Below are 21,914 nucleotides of genomic sequence, written 5' to 3'. Positions count from 1 at the left end.
ATGATTGCCATAGCGATAGATGACGAGCCCATAGCGCTGGATATAGTAAAATCTCATGCCTCCAAAGTTTCTTTTATTACCCTTCAGGCTGTATTTACCAATGCTTTTGATGCCATTACTTTTTTACAGCAGAATGAAGTAGACCTGATTTTCCTGGACATTAAAATGCCGGACATTAACGGGATCGATTTTCTAAACAGTTTGAGCAATCCTCCACTGGTTATTTTCACAACTGCTTATGCGGAACACGCTGTAAAAGGGTTTGAATTGAATGCGCTGGATTATCTGCTTAAACCTTTCTCTTTAGCCCGTTTTTTAAAGGCCTGTAATAAGGCAGAAGAGCTTCATAGTTTGCGCAAAAAGGCAGTTACTGCCAATCAGTATACCTATATATTTATTAAGGATGGATACGAGCAGATTAAAGTCGCTATTGAAGATATTCTGTTTATTGAAGCTGCGGGTAATTACACCCAGATTAACCTGCAAAACAATCCTTCGCTGAGTACCAGAATGCCAATCAGTGAAATGCAGGCGCTGCTGCCTGCACAAAAATTCATCCGGACACACCGTGCATTTATAGTTGCAAAAAGTGCGGTAACCAAGTTTGACAGAAACCAGCTCTGGATCGGAGAGAAAATCATCCCTGTGGGTCCTACTTATGCACAATGCCTGCTGGAACTCTAAGAATTTGTGTAAATTTTTAACGCCTGCTTAAAATTACCGGGCATTTTTCCCCCTTTCTCCCAAGGGATGCGTATTTATCAGTATAATTGTCTTGCATTTTAAGCGTGCCGGCCCTTATTTACCTTTTCAGATTAAATAGCAAGCTTGAGCACGAAAAATTTTAATAATCTGATTTTTAACTACATATGTTCAAATTAACGTTTAAACAGCAGGTATTAACAGGCTTTGTTATTTCTCTGCTATTTGTTCTGCTTTCCGCAGTTACTTCCTATTACAGCATCGAGCTGATGAATGAAGATGCGAAATGGGAAAACCACACTTATGATGTAATTGATGTTGCACAGGATGTTGAACTGAAATTATTAAATTCTGAAACTTCTTTAAGAGGGTATATCATTACCCAGCGTAAGGAATATCTGGAAACTTACACTAAAAACATTCACCAGATCATTCCTAAAGTCAAGGAAATGCAGAAGCTGACGGCGGATAACCCGAATCAGCAGCGGAGGCTGGATTCCCTTGAATTTTATTCAGCACAAAAAGTCAAGGATATGGAAGATATTCTGCTGACCAATGATACCAAAGGAAAAGATGATGCTGTGCGGATGGTGCTTACCGATAAAGGCCGGGCATTTAAAACAGATATGCTCCGGATCAATAATGCAGCTATCCATGCAGAACAAGCACTGCTTGTGGTAAGAACACAGAAGCGCGTGAAGAGTGCAACGCAGTCTACGATTATTGTCGTCGCCAGTTCAGTGATTATTTTCGGATTAATCTTATACTTGTTCAGCTTCATTAAAAGAACATTTGATGAACAGAAGTTAACAGAAATTACAATCAGAGAAAACAATGCTCAGCTGGAAGCACTATCCGAAGAGAATACACAAAAGAACTGGTTATTATCCGGCGCATCCGCAATCAATGAATCCATGCGCGGAGAACAGGAAACCGATGAATTATCCACCCATATCATTACTGAACTGTGTACTTATTTATCGGCCTCGGTAGGTGCATTGTACCTGTTCAATCCGAAAAGAGAAACCTTACAGCTGAGCGGTGGTTATGCTTACCAGGAGAAAAAAGGAAAAGTCAAAGAAATTGCACTCGGTGAAGGTCTTGTGGGCCAGGTTGCATTGGAAAAGCGAAGTAAACAACTTCACGATATTCCTGCAGATTACCTGAAAATTTCTTCAGGACTGGGCAACACGCCGCCAAATACAATACTGATCATCCCTGTTCTTTTTGAAGAGGAAACCATCGCAGTCATCGAATTGGGACTTTCTGCTGAACCGGATGAAATTGTGAACCTTTTCTTAAGTACAATTACTGAGAGTATAGGTGTTGGGATCAATAGTGCAGTCGCAAGGGCACAATTGCGTGACTTGTTTATGCAGACGCAGCAACAGGCAGAAGAGCTGGAAAGTCAGCAGGAAGAGTTGCGCACAACCAATGAAGAGCTGATCCATAAATCTGAAGAATTACAAGCTTCAGAAGAAGAGCTTCGGGTACAACAAGAAGAGCTTCGTCAAACCAATGCCGAACTGGAAGAAAAAGCGAGCTTACTGGAAGAGCGTAATATTTCTGTAAACGAAGCCAGGGAAGCGATGAGTTTAAAAGCTGAAGAGCTTGAAGTATCCAGCAAATATAAATCAGAATTCCTGGCGAATATGAGTCATGAATTAAGAACACCGCTGAACAGTATCCTGATCCTGGCAAGGATCTTAAAAGAAAACAGGCCGGAAAATTTAAATGAAGAGCAGCTTAAGTATGCTGGGGTAATCCATAATGCAGGAAGTGATCTGCTGACTTTAATTAATGATATTCTTGACCTTTCAAAAATAGAGTCTGGAAAAGTTGACCTGGATATTGAGACAGTCAGACCTCTGGAAGTCAAACAAAATATGGAGTCTCTGTTTACGGAGATTGCCAGAAGCAAAAAAATAGATTATCAGATTATCCTTGGTCAGGGGCTGCCTGAGCGTATCATGACTGATTTATCAAGAGCAGAACAGATCATTAAGAATCTTTTATCAAATGCCTTTAAGTTCACTCCTGAAAACGGGGAGATTAAACTGGAAATTGACCTGGCAGATGAGCAGCTCAAATATTATTCCGACAATCTTAAAAATAATAATCAGCAGGTTATTTCCTTCAGTGTTAAAGATTCTGGAATAGGTATCCCGCAAGATAAACAGAAGCTCATATTTGAAGCCTTTAAACAAGCCGATGGTACAACCAGCAGAAAGTATGGAGGTACCGGACTTGGGCTTTCTATTAGTAAAGAACTTGCCAATATTTTAGGTGGAGAGATCCAGGTGAATAGTGGGACGGGTATCGGAAGTTGTTTCACACTATATTTGCCGGTAACACCTCAAAACCAATCTTCTGCCGCTGAAACTGTACCACATCCTGAACCAGTTTTAATGCCATTGATTCCGGAAGAACCAGTTTCGGTTCCTGTGAATAAAAACAGGAAGCAAACTTTATTAATTGTGGAAGATGATTTGGTCTTTGCAGATGTACTGAAAGATTATGCGATTGAAAAAGGGTTTGAACCTTTATTGGCACATAGTGGTGATGTAGGACTGGAAATGGCCATAAAAGATCTTCCTGATGCGATTATCCTGGATATTATGCTGCCAGTGATGGACGGCTGGAGTATCCTGAAAAGGTTAAAAGATAATCCGCAAACTAAACATATCCCGATCCACATGATGTCGGCTGGTGAAGTCAAAGGAGAAAGAGCACTGAAAGAGGGTGCGATTGGCTTCCTGAAAAAACCAATTGAAAAAGATCAGCTGGATCATGCTTTCTCCGTTTTAAACTCAGGCCATATTTTATATAATTTCCAGACGGTACTGATCATTGAAGATCACGAGCTGCAAAGTCTTGCCGTTAAAGAACAACTGGTTGAGAAAGGTATTGAGGTTGCACAAGCGTTTACTGGTCAGGAGGCGCTGGATATGCTGGAAAATCAAACATTCGACTGCATTATACTAGACTTAAATCTTCCTGACACTTCTGGTTTTGATTTACTCGACCAGATCAAAACACAAGACAGGTTTACCCATATCCCGGTTATTATCAATACGGCAATGGAACTTGACCAGGATAAGATTGCACATATTATGAAGTATTCTGAGGCTATGGTTTTGAAGTCGAACAAATCTAATGACAGGTTGATTGACGAGGTTAGCCTGTTTATGAATAAGTTAAAAAAACAGGACAACTTTCAAACCACTGTCAAAGGGTCTTCGAAGAATAAAACTGTTTCTACCATAGAAAAAGTACTGAAAGATAAAACGATCCTGATTACCGATGATGATATGCGGAATATCTTTGCCTTATCCAGTGCGCTGCAGGTTTACGACATCAATATTGTGATTGCCAACAACGGCAGGGAAGCCATTGAAAAACTTGAAGAGACAGCAAATATTGACCTCGTACTGATGGACATTATGATGCCCGAAATGGATGGTTATGAAGCGATGCGAACGATCAGGGAAAAGCGCGAATATAAGAAACTGCCAATTATAGCGTTAACCGCTAAGGCAATGAAGAATGACCGCGAAAAGTGTATTGAAGCCGGGGCAAATGATTATATAGCTAAACCAGTTGATATTGATCAGTTATTATCTATGTTAAGAGTATGGTTAAGTTAAGATGAGCCCGTCAGCAGAGAACCCGGAAGATGTAATTAGCTATGAAGAGCTGGAAAGCCTTACTAGTTTCATCTACAATATACATGGCTTTGATTTTAGTGATTATTCGGCTGCCTCACTCAAAAGAAGAGTGACAAGAATTATGCAGTTACAACAACTAAGTTTGTTTGAATTACGTACCTTATTAACAAATGACCATGACTACTTTGAATATTTTCTGATTGAAATTACAGTGAACGTAACCGAAATGTTCAGAGATCCGGTTTTTTATAAATCGGTCGCGGAACATATCATTCCTTATTTAAGATCCTATCAAAGGATAAAAGTATGGAACGCGGGCTGTTCAACCGGAGAAGAACTTTATTCGTTTGCAATTCTGTTTGCTGAACAGAACTTATATGAACGGAGTTTCTTTTATGGAACTGACATCAATGCTGATGTTTTAGAGTTTGCCAAAAATGGGATTTACGATTTGCAGAAGATGAAACATTATTCAGAAAATTATCAGAAAACGGGGGCATTGCATACACTTGCAGATTATTATACGGCACGCTACGGAGCCGCATCAATTAATCATTCTTTAAAAAAGAACATGCTGTTCTCCGCACACAATTTAGCCTCCGACGGAGTCTTCAATGAGTTTCAGCTGATTTCGTGCCGCAATGTGCTGATTTACTTCAATACTACCCTTCAAAAAAAGGTGATTGATCTTTTTTACAATAGTTTAGCTAACTTTGGCTTTCTTTGTTTAGGCTCCAAAGAGACTTTAAGAAGTTCAGAAATCGGTCGCTTTAAGATCGTGGATAAAAAAAATAACATTTACCAAAAAATAGCATAGGTCTTTTCAGAAAGATTCCCCCTTAAAATTATGGAAAAGATTAATATTCTTATTGTTGATGACAGACCCGAGAACATAATTGCGTTGGAAGCCTTGCTGGAAAGAGACGATGTAAATCTGATTTCTACCACTCTGCCTAACGAAGCATTAAGATTGGCCTGGGAAATGGACATTGCCATTGCACTAGTGGATGTTCAGATGCCGGAAATGGATGGTTTTGAATTGGTAGAAATACTAAAAAGCAACCCCAGAACAAAAGATATACTGGTTATTTTTGTAACTGCAATTTCAACAGATGCCAAATATGCCGTAAAAGGACTGAATACCGGAGCAGTTGATTACTTGTACAAGCCTTTAAATCCTTATGTAACCTCTGCGAAAGTAGATTCTTTTTTACAATTTGTTAGAACACAAAGGGATATTGTTAAAAAGAATAAAGAGCTTGAAGCCTACCAGAAAGAACTGATTAAAGCAAAAGAACTTGCTGAACAGGGAAAGAAAATAAAAGAGAATTTCCTGGCCAATATGAGTCACGAAATCCGTACGCCAATCAATGGTATTATTGGGCTGGCTAATTTACTGGAAAAAACAACACTTACCGCTGAGCAGAACGAAATGATTTCGCTACTGCAAATCTCTTCGAATTCTTTACTGGGTGTGATTAATGATATTCTGGATTTATCGAAGATTGACGCGGGTATGTTCAAAATTAACCGGACTGCAACAGACCTGGCAGAAGTTTGCCATGCGGTTATCAATCTTTTAAGTATCAGGGCAAAAGAAAAAGATCTGGAACTGATTACTTCCTTCGATCCTGATCTGCCTAAAAACGTATCTGCCGATTCTTTAAGGCTGAATCAGATTTTGATGAACCTGATTGGCAATGCGATTAAATTCACCAATAAAGGTAGTGTAACGCTAAAAGTAGAGATACTGGACCGCAAAGGAAATAACCTGCAAATCAGGTTCTCTGTTACCGACACTGGAATCGGTATCCCGACCGACAAAATTGAGAAGATCTTCGAAACCTTTGAGCAGGCAGATGAGAGTACCACGATGAACTTTGGAGGTACAGGACTGGGCCTTTCAATTGTGAAGAACCTGGCGCGTCTTAAAGGCGGTGTACTCACTGTTGACAGTTGCGAGGGACAGGGAAGCACTTTTTGTTTTGTCAACTGGTATGAAGTTTTACAGGACCTCCCTGAACCCAAAGAGAAACATCTGGATAAACTTCTGCCATTTAACGGGGTAAGGATTCTGGTTGCTGAGGATAACCCAATCAACAAATTCCTGATCGTTAAAATCATGAAAGACTGGGAAGTAATTGCCGATTTTGCTGAAAACGGACAGGAAGCACTGGATAAACTCAGAGATAACAATTACGATTTGATCCTGATGGATACCTTTATGCCCGTGATGAACGGACTGGAAGCTACAAAACTGATCAGAAACGACTATATACCGGGTAAAAAAGATATTCCTATTATTACCTTCTCTGCAGCAGTCATGGAAAATGATAAGAAGGCTGCAATTGATGCAGGTGCAAATGATGTGTTAAGCAAACCTTTTGAACTTCGCTTATTACATGAGAAAATCACCCATTTTACTGATAAAAAGGCATTAATGCTATAAGCAATTTGATATTGACTAACAGTGCTCCTGTTATTTATTAAAAGCAGTCATCGTATGCGCTGGTCCCACAGTTACAAAACTCTGGATCAGTGCTACACTTTTTTCAATCAGCGCAGGTAATTCAGGCAATTCGTCTTTATCAAAGCCATCTAAAACATAATCCGCTTGTCTGCCTTTCGCAAAGTTATCACTCACTCCAAAACGTAATCTTGGATAATCCTGGCTTCCGCAGCTCGCTTCTATACTTTTCAACCCGTTATGACCGGCACTGCTTCCTTTCAATTTAAGCCTTAACTTTCCCAGCGGAAGTGCAATATCGTCTACGATAACCAATACATTCTCTAGTGGGATATTTAATTCCTGCATCCAGTAATTAACTGCTCTGCCGCTTAAATTCATATAAGTAGTCGGTTTAATCACATGGAGCTTTCTGCCTTTCCAGGATACTTCAGAATAATAAGCTAACCGTATATTAGAAAAGGAACCACCAAGCTGTTTAACCAGTTCGTCTGCAATTTCAAATCCTATATTATGCCTGGTACCCATGTACTCTGATCCTATATTTCCCAGACCTACTATCAAATATTTCATGTATCACTCTTTCTTTTCCGCAAAGATAACAGTTTATATGAAACCTGTTATTGATGAAAAATTAAAGCATAAAAAAAGCAGCACTGAAAATTCAGTGCTGCTTTCTGTAAAGCTATAGATCAGCTTATTTTTTACCTGCTTGTTGTTCAGCTTGTTTAAGAGCTCTTGACATACCAACAGAAACGATTGTATCTTCTGGAGTGTTAGTAATTGTGTATGCTGCTTTTGCAAGGTCACGTACACGGAATAAATTACCTACTTCTAATTTAGCAATGCTAACGTCAACAACCTGTGGCATATCTTTCGGGAAAGATTTAACACGAAGTTTACGTAATTTCTGAACTAATTTACCACCCATTTTAACACCTGGAGAAGTTCCTTCTAATCTTACAGGAATTTCCATAACGATTTCTTTGTCATCAAATAACTGAAGAAAATCTACGTGTAATAATACGTCTGTTAATGGGTGAAATTGTAACTCTTTTATGATTGCTTTGGTTTTTGTACCATTGATATCAATTTCTAAAAAGTTTGCTTCAGGAGTGTAAATAGCATCTTTTAATTCTGTAATAACTACAGCAAAATGTGCTTGTTCTTTACCACCATACAATACTGCAGGAACTTTACCTTCATAGCGAAGCTCTTTAGCATCGCGTTTCCCTACGTTCTCTCTTGGAGAACCGCTAATTGCGATTATTTTCATCTTGTTTTTAATTTGTTTTTTAATGGAGATGAAGCTTTCATGGTCTTGCAGACCATTCAGGTTTCATCTTTATATATTTATTTGTTATTAATATTAAACTCTAAACAGATCACTGATTGATCCATGCTCATTTACATTGGCAATCGCCTTCGCAAATAAACTTGCTGTGCTCAGTACTCTTATTTTTGGACTTTCCTGTTTTAAAGGGATAGTATCCGTTACAATCAGTTCGGTAAGCATAGAGTTTTCTACTGTCTCATAAGCTTTGCCAGATAATACAGGGTGTGTACAAACTGCTCTTACACTTTTTGCACCTTTCTCCATGATTAAAGCCGCAGCTTTAGCCAATGTACCTGCAGTATCGCAAATATCGTCAATCAAAACAATATCCATTCCCGTTACATCACCAATAATTGACATCGATTCAATTTCATTGGCACGTTTACGGCGTTTATCACAAATTACAACCTCTGCATTAAAGAACTTTGCAAAAGTGCGTGCTCTGTATGATCCTCCCATATCCGGAGAAGCAATAGTCAGATTTTCAAGTCCTAAGCTTTTGATATAAGGAACGAAAATCACTGAACCATCTAAGTGATCTACAGGAATATCGAAGAAACCTTGTATCTGAGCTGCGTGCAAGTCCATCGTCATAATACGGTGGATACCAGCAGACTTCAACAAATTAGCCACTAATTTTGCTCCTATAGCAACTCTTGGTTTATCCTTTCTATCCTGTCTGGCCAAACCATAATAAGGGACAACAGCAGTGATATAATGCGCAGAAGCTCTCTTTGCGGCATCAATCATCAACAAAAGTTCCATTAAATTATCAGAAGGCTGGTAGGTAGATTGGATCAGGAATACATCACATCCTCTTACTGTTTCATCATAAGAAGGCTGAAACTCACCATCGCTAAACCTGCTTAAGGTTACATTACCGAGTGGTTTGCCGTAACTTTCGGCAATTTTGTGTGCTAATGCTTTTGTACCGGTTCCGGCGAAAAGTTTAACTGGATTAAATTGCAAGGGCATGATTAGACGGGTATCAATGCTGGGTTACGAAAAAATCGGATTGTGATTACTCACAATCCGATATATTGTTTAGTTGCCCGACCAGGATTCGAACCTAGACAAACGGTACCAAAAACCGTTGTACTACCTTTATACTATCGGGCAATCTTCCGTAGAAATAACCATGAGTTGTTTCGTTTGGGAATGCAAATATACGCACCTTTTTGATAAATGCAAATCTTCGATAAAAAAAAATAAAATATTTTTGAAAACAGCCTTTAAACACCTTTAACACATTAAAATTTGTTAATGTAGTTGTATATATGTACTATTATCAATCTATTTGATTATTTTCGGCTGCATTTTTAAAAGCCACATTTTATATTTAAGAAAGAAATGAATTATACAAAAATTAATAACCTTACAGGATGGATGTGCTTTATCCTGGCGGCCCTCACCTATATACTCACCTTAGAACCTTCTGTAAGTTTCTGGGACTGTGGAGAGTTTATAGCCTCTGCACTTAAAATGCAGGTTGTTCACCAACCAGGTGCGCCTTTGTTCTTAATGATTCAACGCTTCTTCTCGATCTTTGCATTTGGCGATATTCATAAAATAGCTTATTTCATGAATGTGGGTTCTGCCCTTGCAAGTGCGGCTACGATCTTATTTTTATTCTGGACAATTACCGCCCTGGCTAAAAAGATGGTCATTAAAACTGAAGCAGACCTGACTATCGGAAACCTGATCACCGTAATGGGCGCAGGAGTTGTCGGAGCAATGGCTTATACTTTCTCAGACAGTTTCTGGTTCTCCGCAGTAGAATCGGAAGTATATGCGCTTTCTTCTCTGTTTACAGCGATTGTATTCTGGGGCATCCTGAAATGGGAATCGCATGCTGATGAGCCGCGTGCTGACAGATGGTTATTGTTTATTGCTTATATCATGGGTCTTTCCATCGGTATCCACTTATTGAACTTATTGACTATCCCGGCGATAGCTTTTGTATATTACTTCAAGAAAACACCAAAACCAACAAACTTCGGTGTCATTAAAACCTTTTTCGTAGGTGTACTGATCCTTGCATTTGTGCAATACGGGATCATACAATACGTGGTTTCTTTCGGTGCTTACTTCGATTTATTCTTCGTCAACACTTTAGGAATGGGATTTGGAACAGGTGTAGTTTGTTTCGCTGCCATTTTAATCGGCGCGCTGACCTGGGGAATTATGTATTCCATTAAACACCGGAATAAGTTCCTGAACCTGGCTTTACTTTCTACAGCACTGATTATTTTCGGTTACTGTTCTTTCGCGATGATTGTCATCAGGGCTAAAGCCAGCCCTAACTTAAACAACAGTAATCCTGACAATGCTTTCTCATTTTTAAGTTACTTAAACAGAGAGCAATATGGAGACAGACCTTTATTATTCGGTCCTAACTATAACTCTGAAAAAGTTAGCTTGAAAGAAGGTAAAAACATTTACAGAAAAGGAGACACGAAATACGAAGTTGCTGGTAAAAAAACAGACTACGAGTATGACAGAACAACTCCTTTCCCAAGAATGTACAGTGATGATCCAAGACACGTACAGGAATATAAAAGCTTAATGGGCTTTGATGATTCACACTTCGCTGGTATTTTCGACAACGTTTCTTACCTGTTTAAATACCAGATCGGTAATATGTACATGCGTTATTTCATGTGGAACTTTGTTGGTCGTCAGAATGATGACCAGGGTGCCGGTATTTACCAGGGACAATTTTTAAGTGGTATTAAACCTATTGATGCGATGATGCTGGGCGACCAGAGTCACCTGCCTCCTTCTATTGTAGAGAGCAGTGCTTATACCCGCTTTTTCTTCCTTCCATTGATCTTAGGCTTATTAGGGGCAATATGGCACTTTAAACGCAATGAAAAAGACGCTGGTATTGTGGGTCTGTTATTTTTCTTTACAGGTCTTGCCATTGTATTATATCTGAACCAGAAACCATTAGAGCCAAGAGAGCGTGATTATGCTTATGCAGGATCTTTCTATGCTTTTGCCATCTGGATTGGTTTTGGGGTGCTCGCGTTAAGAGAGTGGGTATTCAGTAAGATTACGCCTAAAAACGGTGCTATTGCAGCAACAACGATCTCTTTATTTGCCGGCCCGGTAATTATGGGTGCGCAAGGCTGGAAAGCACATAACCGTTCAGAGAAAATGGTTGCACATGATATTGCAGTCGATTACCTGGAATCATGCGCACCAAATGCGATCTTGTTTACTTATGGTGATAACGATACTTACCCGCTTTGGTATATCCAGGAGGTTGAAAATGTGAGGCCGGATGTAAGACTGGTTAACCTGAGTTTATTTGATACAGACTGGTACATTGACGGAATGAAACGTAAGCAAAATGAGTCTGCTCCGCTTCCGATCAGTATGAAACCATCACAGTATGTACAAGGTGTGAGAGACGTGATGTACTACCAGGATTATAAACTTGCGGGTTCAGTAGAATTGAAGAACATTCTTGATGTCTTGTTATCAGATGATGACGATGATAAAATTCCATTGCAAAACGGGACTAAAGAGAATTTCATCCCGACTAAAAACTTCAAGCTGACAATCAATCCTGAAGATGTAATTAAAACAGGAACAGTTAAAGCAGCAGATGCTTCAAAAATCACTCCTGTGATGGAATGGAAATTCAATAAGAGTTATGTAACTAAAGGTACGCTGGCTATGCTGGACATCCTGGTGCATAACAACTGGAAAAGACCTATTTATTTTGCGAGTACAGTTCCTTCAGACCAGTTTAATGGTTTAGACAACTATTTGTATACAGAAGGTCTTGCGATGCGCTTATTACCGCTTAAAACGGATTCAGCATCAAGCAGAGGAGATTTAGTGAATACGGATATCCTTTACCATAACATGTACACCAAATTCAAGTGGGGTAATGTTAAAAACGCGAGCTACCTTGATCCGCAATCATCAGATGATATTTCTATCTTTAACAATGTGTTCAACACTACAATCTCCGGATTGATTAAAGAAGGAAAAATCGCTGATGCGAAAAAAGTAGTTGCCCGTTATTTCGAAGTGATGCCTGAGCGTTTCTACGGCATGCGTTCTATGATGGGTGTTTATTTCCTTGCAGAGAACCTATATACTTTAGGAGACACGAACAAGGCAAATATGCTGATTGAAAGATCTGCTGATTATATTCAGAAAGAACTGACTTACCTGGCTGATATATCCAAAAGCAAAAACAGGTTCGTTGGCGGACAGAATGTTCAGTTAGGTTTGCAGTTCCTTAACCAGATGGTTAAAACTACTTCAGAGAGAAAGCAAACGAAGCTTTCTCAGAAACTTGCTCAGCAGTTCCAGGGCCTTGAATCAAGATTCTCCATTTACTTTGCACAGCAAGCTCAGGAAGAGCAGCAGGCACCTGCGCCACAAGCTCCGGAAGAATAATAATACTGACTTATAATAAAGGGTTGTATCTATAAAAAGGTACAACCCTTTTTTTGCGGAGTGCAATTACTTAATTCAACTATTTATTCACAATAGAGATATTTATTACCTTTTAAATATAAAACAGAAGTAGCTTGTCCTAAATCATTAAGAATTATGTCAGCTAGTACAAATAAATACATTGATCCATTATCAGATTTTGGATTCAAACATCTTTTTGGCGGTGAACCTAACAAAGAGATCATGATTGCCTTTTTAAACGCACTGTTTGAAGGAGAAAAACACATTACCGATATTGTCTATAATCCAACTGAACTTGCCGGGGAGGACAAGGCGCATAAAAAAGTCTTCTTCGATTTGTTATGTACCGGGGACCAGGGCGAGCAGTTCATTGTAGAAATGCAGCGGGCAGACCATGATAATTTTGAGGACCGCTGCATTTTTTACCTGAGCCGCCTGATTCATCAGCAAAAGCTAAAGGGTAACCGTCACTGGGATGTTAAACTGAAAGAGGTTTTCCTGGTTGCAATCCTGGATTTTAATATGAGAAATTGCCTGAGTGACCATTATTTGCAAAGCATTTCTCTGATGAATACAGGTACTGGTAAAGTATTCCACAATGGACTGGGATTTAAGTTCCTGGAACTGCCTAAGTTTGAGAAGAAAGAAGATGAACTGGAAAATGAGCTGGACAAATGGGTTTATCTGCTTAAACACATGCACAGCCTGAATCAGATTCCTAAGTATCTGGATAAACGTGTTTTTGAAAAAATCTTTAATATCGCTGAAATGAAAAAACTATCACCAGAACAACAATTTATACACGACTCGATTTTACAGCGGGAAGAAGATGATTACGGCCGGATTAAATTTGCAGAACGTATAGGAAAGGAACAGGGATTGGAATTAGGAATGGAAAAAGGGAAACATGAAACCGCGCTGGCCATCGCAAGGAAAATGAAAGAAGAAAACTTTGATCCGGATAAAATAGCCGGGTTTACTACGCTCTCTATGGAAGAAATAGAAAACCTCTGATAACAAAAAAGGCTCAGCTAATTAAATAGCTGAGCCTTTTCTTAAGCAGGAGGATTGAATTTACTCTACGACTACGCCCATTGCGCAGAACTTATCAATTCTGTTAGCGATCATCTTTTCAGTTTTCTCTTTTCCTAATACTTTGATATCTTTCAGGATCTGGGATTTCAGCGTTTCGGCCATAGCTGCAGGATTCTGATGTGCACCTCCCAGCGGTTCTTTAATTACACCGTCGATCAGTTTATTCTTTAACATATCTTTCGAAGTCAGTTTCAGGCATTCTGCAGCTTTTTCTTTGAAGTCCCAGCTGCGCCATAAAATTGAAGAGCATGACTCCGGAGAAATTACTGAGTACCAGGTATGCTCCAGCATATATACCTTATCTCCGATACCAATACCCAATGCACCACCTGATGCACCTTCACCAATAATCAAACAAACGATAGGTACTTTCAATACAGACATTTCCATCAGGTTCCTCGCAATAGCCTCTCCCTGTCCGCGCTCTTCAGCCTCAATACCCGGATAAGCACCCATCGTATCAATGAAAGAAATAACTGGTTTATTGAATTTCTCTGCAAGGCGCATTAATCTTAGTGCTTTGCGGTATCCTTCAGGATTTGCCATTCCGAAATTACGGTACTGACGTTCTTTAGTATTTTTACCTTTTTGATGACCGATTACCATAACTGTTTCACCGCCAATAGTAGCAAAACCACCAATAATCGCTTTATCATCTTTTACTGTACGGTCACCGTGCAATTCGATAAAATCATCACAGATCATTCCGATATAGTCCAGCGTTTGCGGTCTTTCCGGATGACGTGATAATTGTACTTCCTGCCAGCCTGTTAGACTTGCATAAAGTGCGTTCTGCGTTTTAGACAGCTTATCTTCAAGCTCAATCAGTGTAGCAGACATATCTACTTTTGTTTTATCAGCAACCTGTTTAACCTTTTCAATTTGCTGCATCAGTTCAGCAATAGGTTTTTCAAAATCAAATGACGTTTTTATCTGTTCCATAAGTGGGCGGTAAAAATAGGTATTTTATTTTGAGTCTGTTTAAATTTAGATGATAAAATTGTTTATAGCTAAAAAGAAGCATAAACAATTTTATCATCTAAATTTAAACAGACTCTTACAAATAGTCTAAAATTTCGAAGCTACTCCTGCTTTAGGCAAAGATTTACTGATAAAATCCCGGAGATCCTGATTTCCTTTCTCCAGATCAGCACTTCTTAAATACATCATATGGCCACTTTCATAACCTTTCCAGCTCATTCTATCTTTTAATTTACCTCCCGGGTCCATTTGCCACATATTATATTTTGCATTAAAATAATCACATGCCCCGTCAAAATAACCAGACTGTACGAGCAAATGCAGTGAAGGATTTTGTGCCATCGCATCCCGTAAATTCTCAGCTGTACGATTCCCCGTATTGTCCCACGGATAAACTGAGCCGAACATATTGTACTTTAAATCAGTTTTATAGTGGAGCTCATTGCGGATATACATATTGATTGCAGGCGTAAAAGAATGTAACCAGGAGCTGAGCTCTGCATTGTAATCAGGCCCTTCACCCGCATCCTGCTTATCCATACCTCGGTACCTGGAATCCAGACGGCCTATCGTAAAACCCTGATCCCGGAGTAATTCTTTCCAGAAGTAACCAGCCGGAACATCCAGGTTATGCTGCAGAATCGTTTTTTCACTTAAACCCGAAAAAGCAGCCATCTTTGCAGCAATCAGTTTTTTCTGATCGTCCCCAAGCTGACTTCCTTTCGCCAAAGCCGGAATCAGTTCATTCATTGTAAACTGCTCCACTTCCGGTAATAAAGTACTTAAAGTTTTTCCTTGTAAATCTGGTTTTAAAGCTTTGTGATACCAGGCTGTAGCAGCGAAATAAGGTAAACGTAAAGCAGCCGATAAAGCATCGCCCCTTTCTATTCCTAAAGTAGTCGGCGAAACCAGCACTACCCCATTCAGGTACATCCACTGTGAATTTTGAAGTTCCAGTGCCAGTCCCGAAACCCGGGTTGTACCATAACTTTCCCCGATCAGGAACTTAGGAGAACCCCAGCGGTTGTTGCGGGTCACAAAGGTATTTATCCATTCTGCGAGGTACTTAATATCTGCGTTTACGCCAAAGAATTTGCTGCCCGGTATATCTTTATTAATCGCCCTGGAATATCCCGTATTCACCGGATCTATATAAACAATATCGGCAACATCCAAGATCGAAGACTTATTCTCTTTATAACCATAAGGTTGAATTGGGTATCCTTCGTCATCAATATTTAATAATACAGGACCTGTATAAGCAATGTGCATCCATACTGATGCAGAGCCCGGCCCGCCATTAAAAGAGATCACTAATGGCCTGCTGCTTCTGTCTTTGACATCAGACCGCTCATAATAGGTATAAAACAGACCAGCAATCGCTTTGCCTGTTTCATCCCAGACCGGTAATGTGCCAGTTACCGCTTTATAAGGAATGCGCTGACCTTTAATGGTCACCTGATGTTGCGTAACCACTGTACTTTCGGTTACAATTTTCCGGGAGTTGACTTCAGTGTTTACTGAGGTATCACCTTTCCTGGTATCGGGAATTGATTGGATGGACTGCATTTTTTGTGCATCTGCCGTCTGGCAAACACACCATCCAGCCAGGATTAACGTGTAAAATAACTTCATTTTAAAGGGATGGTTTAGGTCCCTTAAATATCAAAATAAGATCAGAATAATCGGTAATAACTTAAAAAAGTTACGCTCCGTATTTCAGTCTTTTAACAGCTGATTTAAGCCGCGTTTACTTTTCTTTACTTCCGCGGATATACAACACCGAGATTGCACCCAGTATCATGAATATCCCTGCAATTACGATCGCATAAATTGCCTCACCATTGTAAAACTGCTTCACTATCAGTCCGCCGAAGATACCATTGACAATTTGCGGCATCGTGATAAAGAAGTTAAATATCCCCATGTAAACCCCCATTTTCCGTGGTGGTATTGCACTCGATAAAATCGCATAAGGCATAGAAAGAATACTTCCCCAGGCCAGGCCGATTCCAATCATAGAATAGATCAGGTGATCCGGGTTCGTGATGAAGTAAATGGAAAGCAGACCCGCGCCCCCCGCCAGTAAAGAAAAAGCATGTGCCATTTTACGGCTGGTTGCCCTGGCAATTGCCGGTAATATCAACGCGTAAATAGCCGAAACCCCATTGTAAACACCAAAAAGAATACCAACCCAGTTTCCTGCATCTGCAAATTTAACCGAAGACGTATCTCCGGGAAGTACTTTATAAATATGCTGCGCGATAGCAGGCGTTGTGAATACCCACATCGAGAATAAAGCAAACCACGAGAAAAACTGAACCAACCCAAGCTGTTTCATCGTTAACGGCATATTAGAGAAATCCGTCAGGATAGACATTAACCCTTTTTGCTCTTCAACTTCCGGCTCCCCAGTATGATATAAAGCCATTTCTTCCGGTGGATATTCCTTAGTTGTTAATACCGTCCACAAAATGGTCAATATTAAAATTGCAGCACCCGCATAAAAAGAGTAGATCACATTGTGAGGAACCTGCCCCGCAGCTGCAATTTTAGATGCCCCCAGATATTCAGAAAAGATATAAGGCAGCCACGAACCAGAGATCGCTCCGGCCCCAATTAAAAAGGTCTGCATAGAGAATCCAAAACTCCTTTGGCTTTCTGGTAATTTATCAGCCACCAAAGCTCTGAAAGGTTCCATTGCCACATTAATAGAAGCATCCATGATCATCAGCATTCCTGCCCCGATGATAATAGGCGGCAGAAAACTTGCCATTGCACCCGAATTAGGCATCAATATCAACGCGATAGCTGTTAAAATAGCTCCGATCAGGAAATAAGGTCTTCTTCTGCCAAAACGATTCCAGGTCTTATCACTGTAATAGCCGATAATTGGCTGTACAATCATACCAGTTAAAGGTGCTGCCAGCCAGAAAAGCGAAAGATGCTCCACATCTGCACCAAAAGTTTGCAGGATTCTGGAAGCATTTCCATTTTGCAGGGCGAAACCAAACTGTATCCCGAAAAACCCAACACTCATATTAAATATCTGTGCATTGGATAATCTTGGTTTGGAGGCAGCGGCTTTATTTTGTTCCATAAGGATCTATTTGGTTTGGAGGTTCAGAGCTTGTTTAAAATTTCAATAATTAGAAGGCTATAATCTGTGCTTGCATTGGCAATACCCAGATCGGTATCGTGTTATTTTTAAGATCAGTTAATTTTAAATCAGATAATTGATCTGCTGCAGTTGTCAAAGGACGGTTTTGTAAAATCTCTGCCGGAATCTGTACCTGGCTTTCCATTCTGTAGTGGCGGTCGAAGTTCACCAGGATCAGCAAACGCTGATTCGCTGTATAACGTACATAACCATACATCCTTTTATTCATATTGCCACCAACCGGGATTTCCCACAATTTACCTTTAGCAATAGCTTCTGATGCACCTGCAAACTGCAATAATCTCTTATAATAATTACGAAGTTCCTTTTGCTGACCACCTAATTTCGCGCCATCAAAAGCACCATTATTCATCCATTTCTGATGTTCAGGGACTCCCCAGTAATCAAAAATTGTCGTCCGGTTATCTTCTCCGCCAAAGCCTTCTGCACCCCTTCCCGGCTCACCCACTTCCTGACCAAAATACGTCATCACAGGCCCGCCGGATAAAGTCGCGGAAACGACCATCGCAGGAAGTGCTAACTCAGCTTGTCCGGCAAAACCCGCAGAAGCAATCCGCTCCTCATCATGATTTTCCAGGAAACGCAGCATCTGATCTCCAAAGCCTGCACTTTCCTGCTGCCACACTTTTCTAATGTCATTCACATCTGCCTGGTCTTCACTTCTGATCAGTTTTTTCAACCCATCATACAAACCAACCTTATCATATAAATAATCAAATTTGCCTGTAGTCAGGAATGATTTATAGGTAGCAGGATCATAGGCCTCTCCGATAAAAATCAATTCAGGCTTTACCTTTTTCACTTCCGGGATTACCCAGTTCCAAAAAGCAAGCGGGACCATTTCTGCCATATCACAACGGAAACCATCTACCCCCTTTGCTGTCCAGAAAGCCAGAATATCTTTCATTTTAGTCCAGACTGCAGGCGTTGGCGTAAAATATTGCTTTGCCCCGTTCTGCTCGTCTACCCCATAGTTTAATTTGATCGTTTCATACCAGTCATCTACCGAAGGGCTTGCTGAAAAAACATTATTTCCAGTCGCTTTTGCAGGCGATTCTGTATAATCTATTTGCTGCAAAACAGAAAGCAGTGTCTGCTGATTTGATTTAGGAGCCGGAACAACAAAATCCTTTCCGGGCACATAATAATAATCATTGGCTGGGCTGAAAGCCAGCAGCACATTATCACCCTCTCCAAAATCTTTAACCCCTGCAGGCTTCATTTTCGACTGATATTGACGGGCAACATGATTAGGCACAAAGTCAATAATCACTTTAAGCCCTTTTTCATGCGTCCTTTTAATCAATGCCTCAAACTCTGCCATCCTGTGGTTAACATCCACTGACAAATCAGGGTCTACATCATAATAATCCCGCACTGCATAAGGAGACCCCGCCCTGCCTTTCACTACCTGCGCATTGTTTGCTGGTAATCCTGCATTGCTATAATCCGTTAAAGTAGCATGAGCAATTACCCCGGTATACCAAACATGAGTAGTCCCGAGTTCTTTAATCCCATCCAGTGCCTGTACAGTGATGTCATTAAACTTACCACTGCCATTTTGCACTATAGTTCCATAAGGAATATTACTCTGCTGCTTATTGCCAAATAATCTTGGCAAAAGCTGATAAATCATTATTTTTTCCTGCTGTTGCGCCATACTTCTATTTATAAATCCTGAAAACAGTAAAACAACTACAGTTAAAGTCCGGTAATGGTGTTTCATACCAATAATCCTCTGTAATTAATTACGGTTTCACCTGCCTGAACAGGCTGTAACTTATTAAATATATTGATGTGCAGCAACTCTTTGCTGGTGGTATTGATAATAATCTCGTCTTTGGTGACTTTCACTTTGAACTGATTTCCGCGGAAACCAACCGTAAATGCAAATGAAGTCCATTGTTCAGGAAGAAAAGGATTAAAGCAAAGTGTATCGTTTTTCACACGCATTCCGCCGAAACCTTCTACAATACTCATCCAGGTGCCCGCCATAGAAGTAATGTGCAAGCCATCTTCCGTATCATTGTTATAATCATCCAGATCTAAACGTGAGGTACGCAAATAAAACTCATAAGCTCTATCCCCATCATTCAGTTTCGCTGCTAAAATACTATGTACACAAGGCGATAAAGAGCTCTCATGAACCGTACGCGATTCATAAAAATCAAAATTCCTTCTTAAAGATTCCAAATCATAGTCATCTTCAAAGAAATACATCCCTTGTAAAACATCCGCCTGTTTAATATAACAAGAACGCAGAATCCTGTCCCAGCTCCACTTCTGATTTAACGGGCGCTCTGATGCCGGAAGATCCTTCACTAAAATCTGTTCTTTGTCCAGGTATCCATCCTGCTGCAGGAATACCCCCTGCTCTTCATCATAAGGCAGGTAAATGTTTTCCGAAATTTTCTTCCAGTCTGCAAATTCTGTCTCTTCAGCGAAAGATGTTTTAGCCACAATCCGCTGGTATTGCTCCGGATCTTCTTCCTTCACGATTCCAGCAGCTTCCGCAGCATATTTTAAACACCAGGCAGCTAATGTATTTGTATACCAGTTGTTATTGATATTGTTTTCATACTCATTAGGCCCGGTTACCCCTAACATTACATATTGCTTTTTATCCGCACTCCAGTTCACTCTTTGTTTCCAGAAGCGTGCAATACCGATCAGTACCTCTAAACCGTATTCTCTCAGATAAGAAGTATCACCTGTGTACCTGATATAGTTGAAAATAGCAAAAGCAATTGCTCCGTTTCTATGGATCTCTTCGAAAGTAATTTCCCACTCGTTGTGGCATTCCTCTCCGTTCATAGTCACCATCGGATACAAAGCTGCGCCTTTATTAAAGCCTAACTTCTCTGCATTCTCAATTGCTTTTTCCAAATGCTTATAGCGGTAAACCAACAGGTTTTTAGAAACTTCCTGTGGCGCGGTCGATAAGTAAAAAGGAATACAATAAGCTTCCGTATCCCAATAAGTCGAACCTCCGTATTTTTCACCAGTAAAGCCTTTCGGACCAATGTTTAAGCGTGCATCTTTTCCAGTATAAGTCTGGTTTAACTGGAAGATATTGAAACGGATGGCTTGTTGTGCAGCTACATCCCCTTCTATAATAATATCACCTTCCTGCCACTTCGTTGCCCATGCCGCTGCTTGTTCCTTTAACAATTCGTCAAAACCTTTCGCTACCGCAGCCTGAACTGCTGCTTTCGCCTGAGCCAATAAATCAGCACTGGCATAATTCTGCGAAGACAGGTTAGTCGCTATTTTATAAATATCAATTCCTTCATTTAGCGTCAGTTCTACTGATCCGCTTTCTGAAACATATTTTTCCAGGGACTGCTCATCTATAGTAAGCTTAACCGTTTTACCATTTTTTAGTACTGCAGTTTGAACACCTGTAATTACATCAAAGGCTGTTTTTTTAGTCCGTAATGTTAAGTAAGAACCACTTTCATCCTGTGTGCTGCTTACTTCGTCCCAAAACTTCTCTTCATAATTGGAATCCTGGTTTTTCACGTCTCCATCAATGAAAGCTGTCAAATCCAGTTTCCCCGAAAAGTTAAGCGGTATCAATTGATAGTGTAAAGCTGCGATTTCATCATTCGCAATGCTAAAGAACCGCTTAGCTTTTACCTGTACTTGTTTCCCAGAAGCCAGTTCTGCCGTGAATGTACGTTCCAGGTAACCTTCCTTCATATTCAGCACTCTTTGGAATGCTGTTACCTTACATAAACTTAAATCCAGTACTTCTGCATCCAGCTTCAGTTCCAGTCCCATCCAATCTGCCGCATTCAATACTTTGGCAAAATATTCAGGATACCCGTTTTTCCACCAGCCAACGCGGGTTTTGTCCGGATAATAAACGCCAGCAACGTAATTTCCCTGCAGAGATTCGCCGCTGTAAGTTTCTTCAAAATTTGCGCGCTGACCCATCCGGCCATTACCAAGGCTAAATATACTTTCCGATATTTTATTCAAATGAGGATCAAAACCACTCTCTATGATGTTCCACTCTTCTGCTTGTATGTAATTCTTCAT

14 protein-coding genes and 1 tRNA gene are annotated in these 21,914 nt (G+C 40.1%); 6 read left to right on the top strand and 9 right to left on the bottom strand.

The features are described 5' to 3' along the window. The 4 genes from LY11_RS12200 to LY11_RS12185 all read left to right on the top strand — a co-directional run bounded on the left by LY11_RS12200 (position 1) and on the right by LY11_RS12185 (position 6,819). On the top strand, positions 1 to 684 hold the full coding sequence (locus LY11_RS12200) for a LytR/AlgR family response regulator transcription factor (protein WP_111633973.1): 684 nt from the start codon (positions 1 to 3) through the stop codon (positions 682 to 684). Between the two features lie 185 nt (positions 685 to 869). After that, complete coding sequence (locus LY11_RS12195; protein ID WP_111633972.1) at positions 870 to 4,349, top strand: response regulator; 3,480 nt, start codon at positions 870 to 872, stop codon at positions 4,347 to 4,349. 1 nt (position 4,350) lies between these two features. Then, positions 4,351 to 5,187: a CheR family methyltransferase gene (locus LY11_RS12190; protein ID WP_111633971.1), complete on the top strand. Its 837-nt coding sequence runs from the start codon at positions 4,351 to 4,353 to the stop codon at positions 5,185 to 5,187. Between the two features lie 30 nt (positions 5,188 to 5,217). Then, a complete protein-coding gene (locus tag LY11_RS12185; RefSeq protein ID WP_111633970.1) occupies positions 5,218 to 6,819 on the top strand; it encodes a response regulator in 1,602 nt (533 codons plus the stop codon). Between the two features lie 30 nt (positions 6,820 to 6,849). Here the strand turns inward: LY11_RS12185 and pth are convergent, their stop codons facing one another. The 4 genes from pth to LY11_RS12165 all read right to left on the bottom strand — a co-directional run bounded on the left by pth (position 6,850) and on the right by LY11_RS12165 (position 9,292). Further along, entirely contained in the window at positions 6,850 to 7,410 is a 561-nt protein-coding gene (gene pth / locus LY11_RS12180; protein WP_111633969.1) for an aminoacyl-tRNA hydrolase, read from the bottom strand. 124 nt (positions 7,411 to 7,534) lie between these two features. Then, positions 7,535 to 8,113: a 50S ribosomal protein L25/general stress protein Ctc gene (locus tag LY11_RS12175; protein WP_068403580.1), complete on the bottom strand. Its 579-nt coding sequence runs from the start codon at positions 8,111 to 8,113 to the stop codon at positions 7,535 to 7,537. 93 nt (positions 8,114 to 8,206) lie between these two features. Further along, positions 8,207 to 9,148, bottom strand: coding sequence for a ribose-phosphate pyrophosphokinase (locus tag LY11_RS12170; protein WP_068403583.1), 942 nt, complete (start codon positions 9,146 to 9,148; stop codon positions 8,207 to 8,209). 73 nt (positions 9,149 to 9,221) lie between these two features. Continuing rightward, positions 9,222 to 9,292 (bottom strand) — tRNA-Gln (locus tag LY11_RS12165). A 231-nt stretch (positions 9,293 to 9,523) separates the two neighbouring features. Between LY11_RS12165 and LY11_RS12160 the strand changes: the two genes are divergently transcribed. Next, complete coding sequence (locus LY11_RS12160) at positions 9,524 to 12,592, top strand: glycosyltransferase family 117 protein (protein WP_111633968.1); 3,069 nt, start codon at positions 9,524 to 9,526, stop codon at positions 12,590 to 12,592. A gap of 156 nt (positions 12,593 to 12,748) precedes the next feature. After that, positions 12,749 to 13,627, top strand: a complete 879-nt coding sequence (locus tag LY11_RS12155) for an Rpn family recombination-promoting nuclease/putative transposase (RefSeq protein WP_111633967.1) — start codon at positions 12,749 to 12,751, stop codon at positions 13,625 to 13,627. 60 nt (positions 13,628 to 13,687) lie between these two features. Here LY11_RS12155 and LY11_RS12150 read toward each other — a convergent pair whose 3' ends face one another. The 5 genes from LY11_RS12150 to LY11_RS12130 form a co-directional block, all read right to left on the bottom strand. After that, positions 13,688 to 14,650 carry an acetyl-CoA carboxylase carboxyltransferase subunit alpha gene (locus LY11_RS12150; protein ID WP_111633966.1) on the bottom strand — a complete coding sequence of 321 codons (963 nt, stop codon included), beginning with the start codon at positions 14,648 to 14,650 and terminating at the stop codon, positions 13,688 to 13,690. Between the two features lie 126 nt (positions 14,651 to 14,776). Further along, positions 14,777 to 16,324 (bottom strand): S10 family peptidase, encoded by a 1,548-nt coding sequence (locus LY11_RS12145; RefSeq protein WP_111633965.1) that lies wholly within the window; start codon positions 16,322 to 16,324, stop codon positions 14,777 to 14,779. Positions 16,325 to 16,439: 115 nt separating this feature from the next. Beyond that, positions 16,440 to 17,789, bottom strand: coding sequence for an MFS transporter (locus LY11_RS12140; RefSeq protein WP_111633964.1), 1,350 nt, complete (start codon positions 17,787 to 17,789; stop codon positions 16,440 to 16,442). A gap of 49 nt (positions 17,790 to 17,838) precedes the next feature. Beyond that, positions 17,839 to 19,596 (bottom strand): alpha-amylase family protein, encoded by a 1,758-nt coding sequence (locus tag LY11_RS12135; RefSeq protein WP_111633963.1) that lies wholly within the window; start codon positions 19,594 to 19,596, stop codon positions 17,839 to 17,841. Beyond that, the gene (locus LY11_RS12130; RefSeq protein ID WP_111633962.1) at positions 19,593 to 21,914 is read right to left on the bottom strand and encodes a glycoside hydrolase family 65 protein; all 2,322 of its coding nucleotides are present in this window, start codon (positions 21,912 to 21,914) and stop codon (positions 19,593 to 19,595) included. The genes LY11_RS12135 and LY11_RS12130 overlap by 4 nt, the downstream gene beginning before the upstream one ends.

The sequence above is a fragment of the Pedobacter cryoconitis genome (assembly GCF_003259615.1).
GTDB lineage: Bacteria > Bacteroidota > Bacteroidia > Sphingobacteriales > Sphingobacteriaceae > Pedobacter > Pedobacter cryoconitis.
This window is presented reverse-complemented; position numbering and strand designations above follow the sequence as displayed.

Coding starts and splice junctions, on each gene's coding strand:
- LY11_RS12155 (WP_111633967.1), top strand. CDS start 12,749: ATGTCAGCTAGTACAAATAAATACATTGATCCATTATCAGATTTTGGA.
- LY11_RS12185 (WP_111633970.1), top strand. CDS start 5,218: ATGGAAAAGATTAATATTCTTATTGTTGATGACAGACCCGAGAACATA.
- LY11_RS12130 (WP_111633962.1), bottom strand. CDS start 21,914: ATGAAGAATTACATACAAGCAGAAGAGTGGAACATCATAGAGAGTGGT.
- LY11_RS12170 (WP_068403583.1), bottom strand. CDS start 9,148: ATGCCCTTGCAATTTAATCCAGTTAAACTTTTCGCCGGAACCGGTACA.
- LY11_RS12200 (WP_111633973.1), top strand. CDS start 1: ATGATTGCCATAGCGATAGATGACGAGCCCATAGCGCTGGATATAGTA.
- LY11_RS12145 (WP_111633965.1), bottom strand. CDS start 16,324: ATGAAGTTATTTTACACGTTAATCCTGGCTGGATGGTGTGTTTGCCAG.
- LY11_RS12135 (WP_111633963.1), bottom strand. CDS start 19,596: ATGAAACACCATTACCGGACTTTAACTGTAGTTGTTTTACTGTTTTCA.
- LY11_RS12190 (WP_111633971.1), top strand. CDS start 4,351: ATGAGCCCGTCAGCAGAGAACCCGGAAGATGTAATTAGCTATGAAGAG.
- LY11_RS12195 (WP_111633972.1), top strand. CDS start 870: ATGTTCAAATTAACGTTTAAACAGCAGGTATTAACAGGCTTTGTTATT.
- pth (WP_111633969.1), bottom strand. CDS start 7,410: ATGAAATATTTGATAGTAGGTCTGGGAAATATAGGATCAGAGTACATG.
- LY11_RS12150 (WP_111633966.1), bottom strand. CDS start 14,650: ATGGAACAGATAAAAACGTCATTTGATTTTGAAAAACCTATTGCTGAA.
- LY11_RS12160 (WP_111633968.1), top strand. CDS start 9,524: ATGAATTATACAAAAATTAATAACCTTACAGGATGGATGTGCTTTATC.
- LY11_RS12175 (WP_068403580.1), bottom strand. CDS start 8,113: ATGAAAATAATCGCAATTAGCGGTTCTCCAAGAGAGAACGTAGGGAAA.
- LY11_RS12140 (WP_111633964.1), bottom strand. CDS start 17,789: ATGGAACAAAATAAAGCCGCTGCCTCCAAACCAAGATTATCCAATGCA.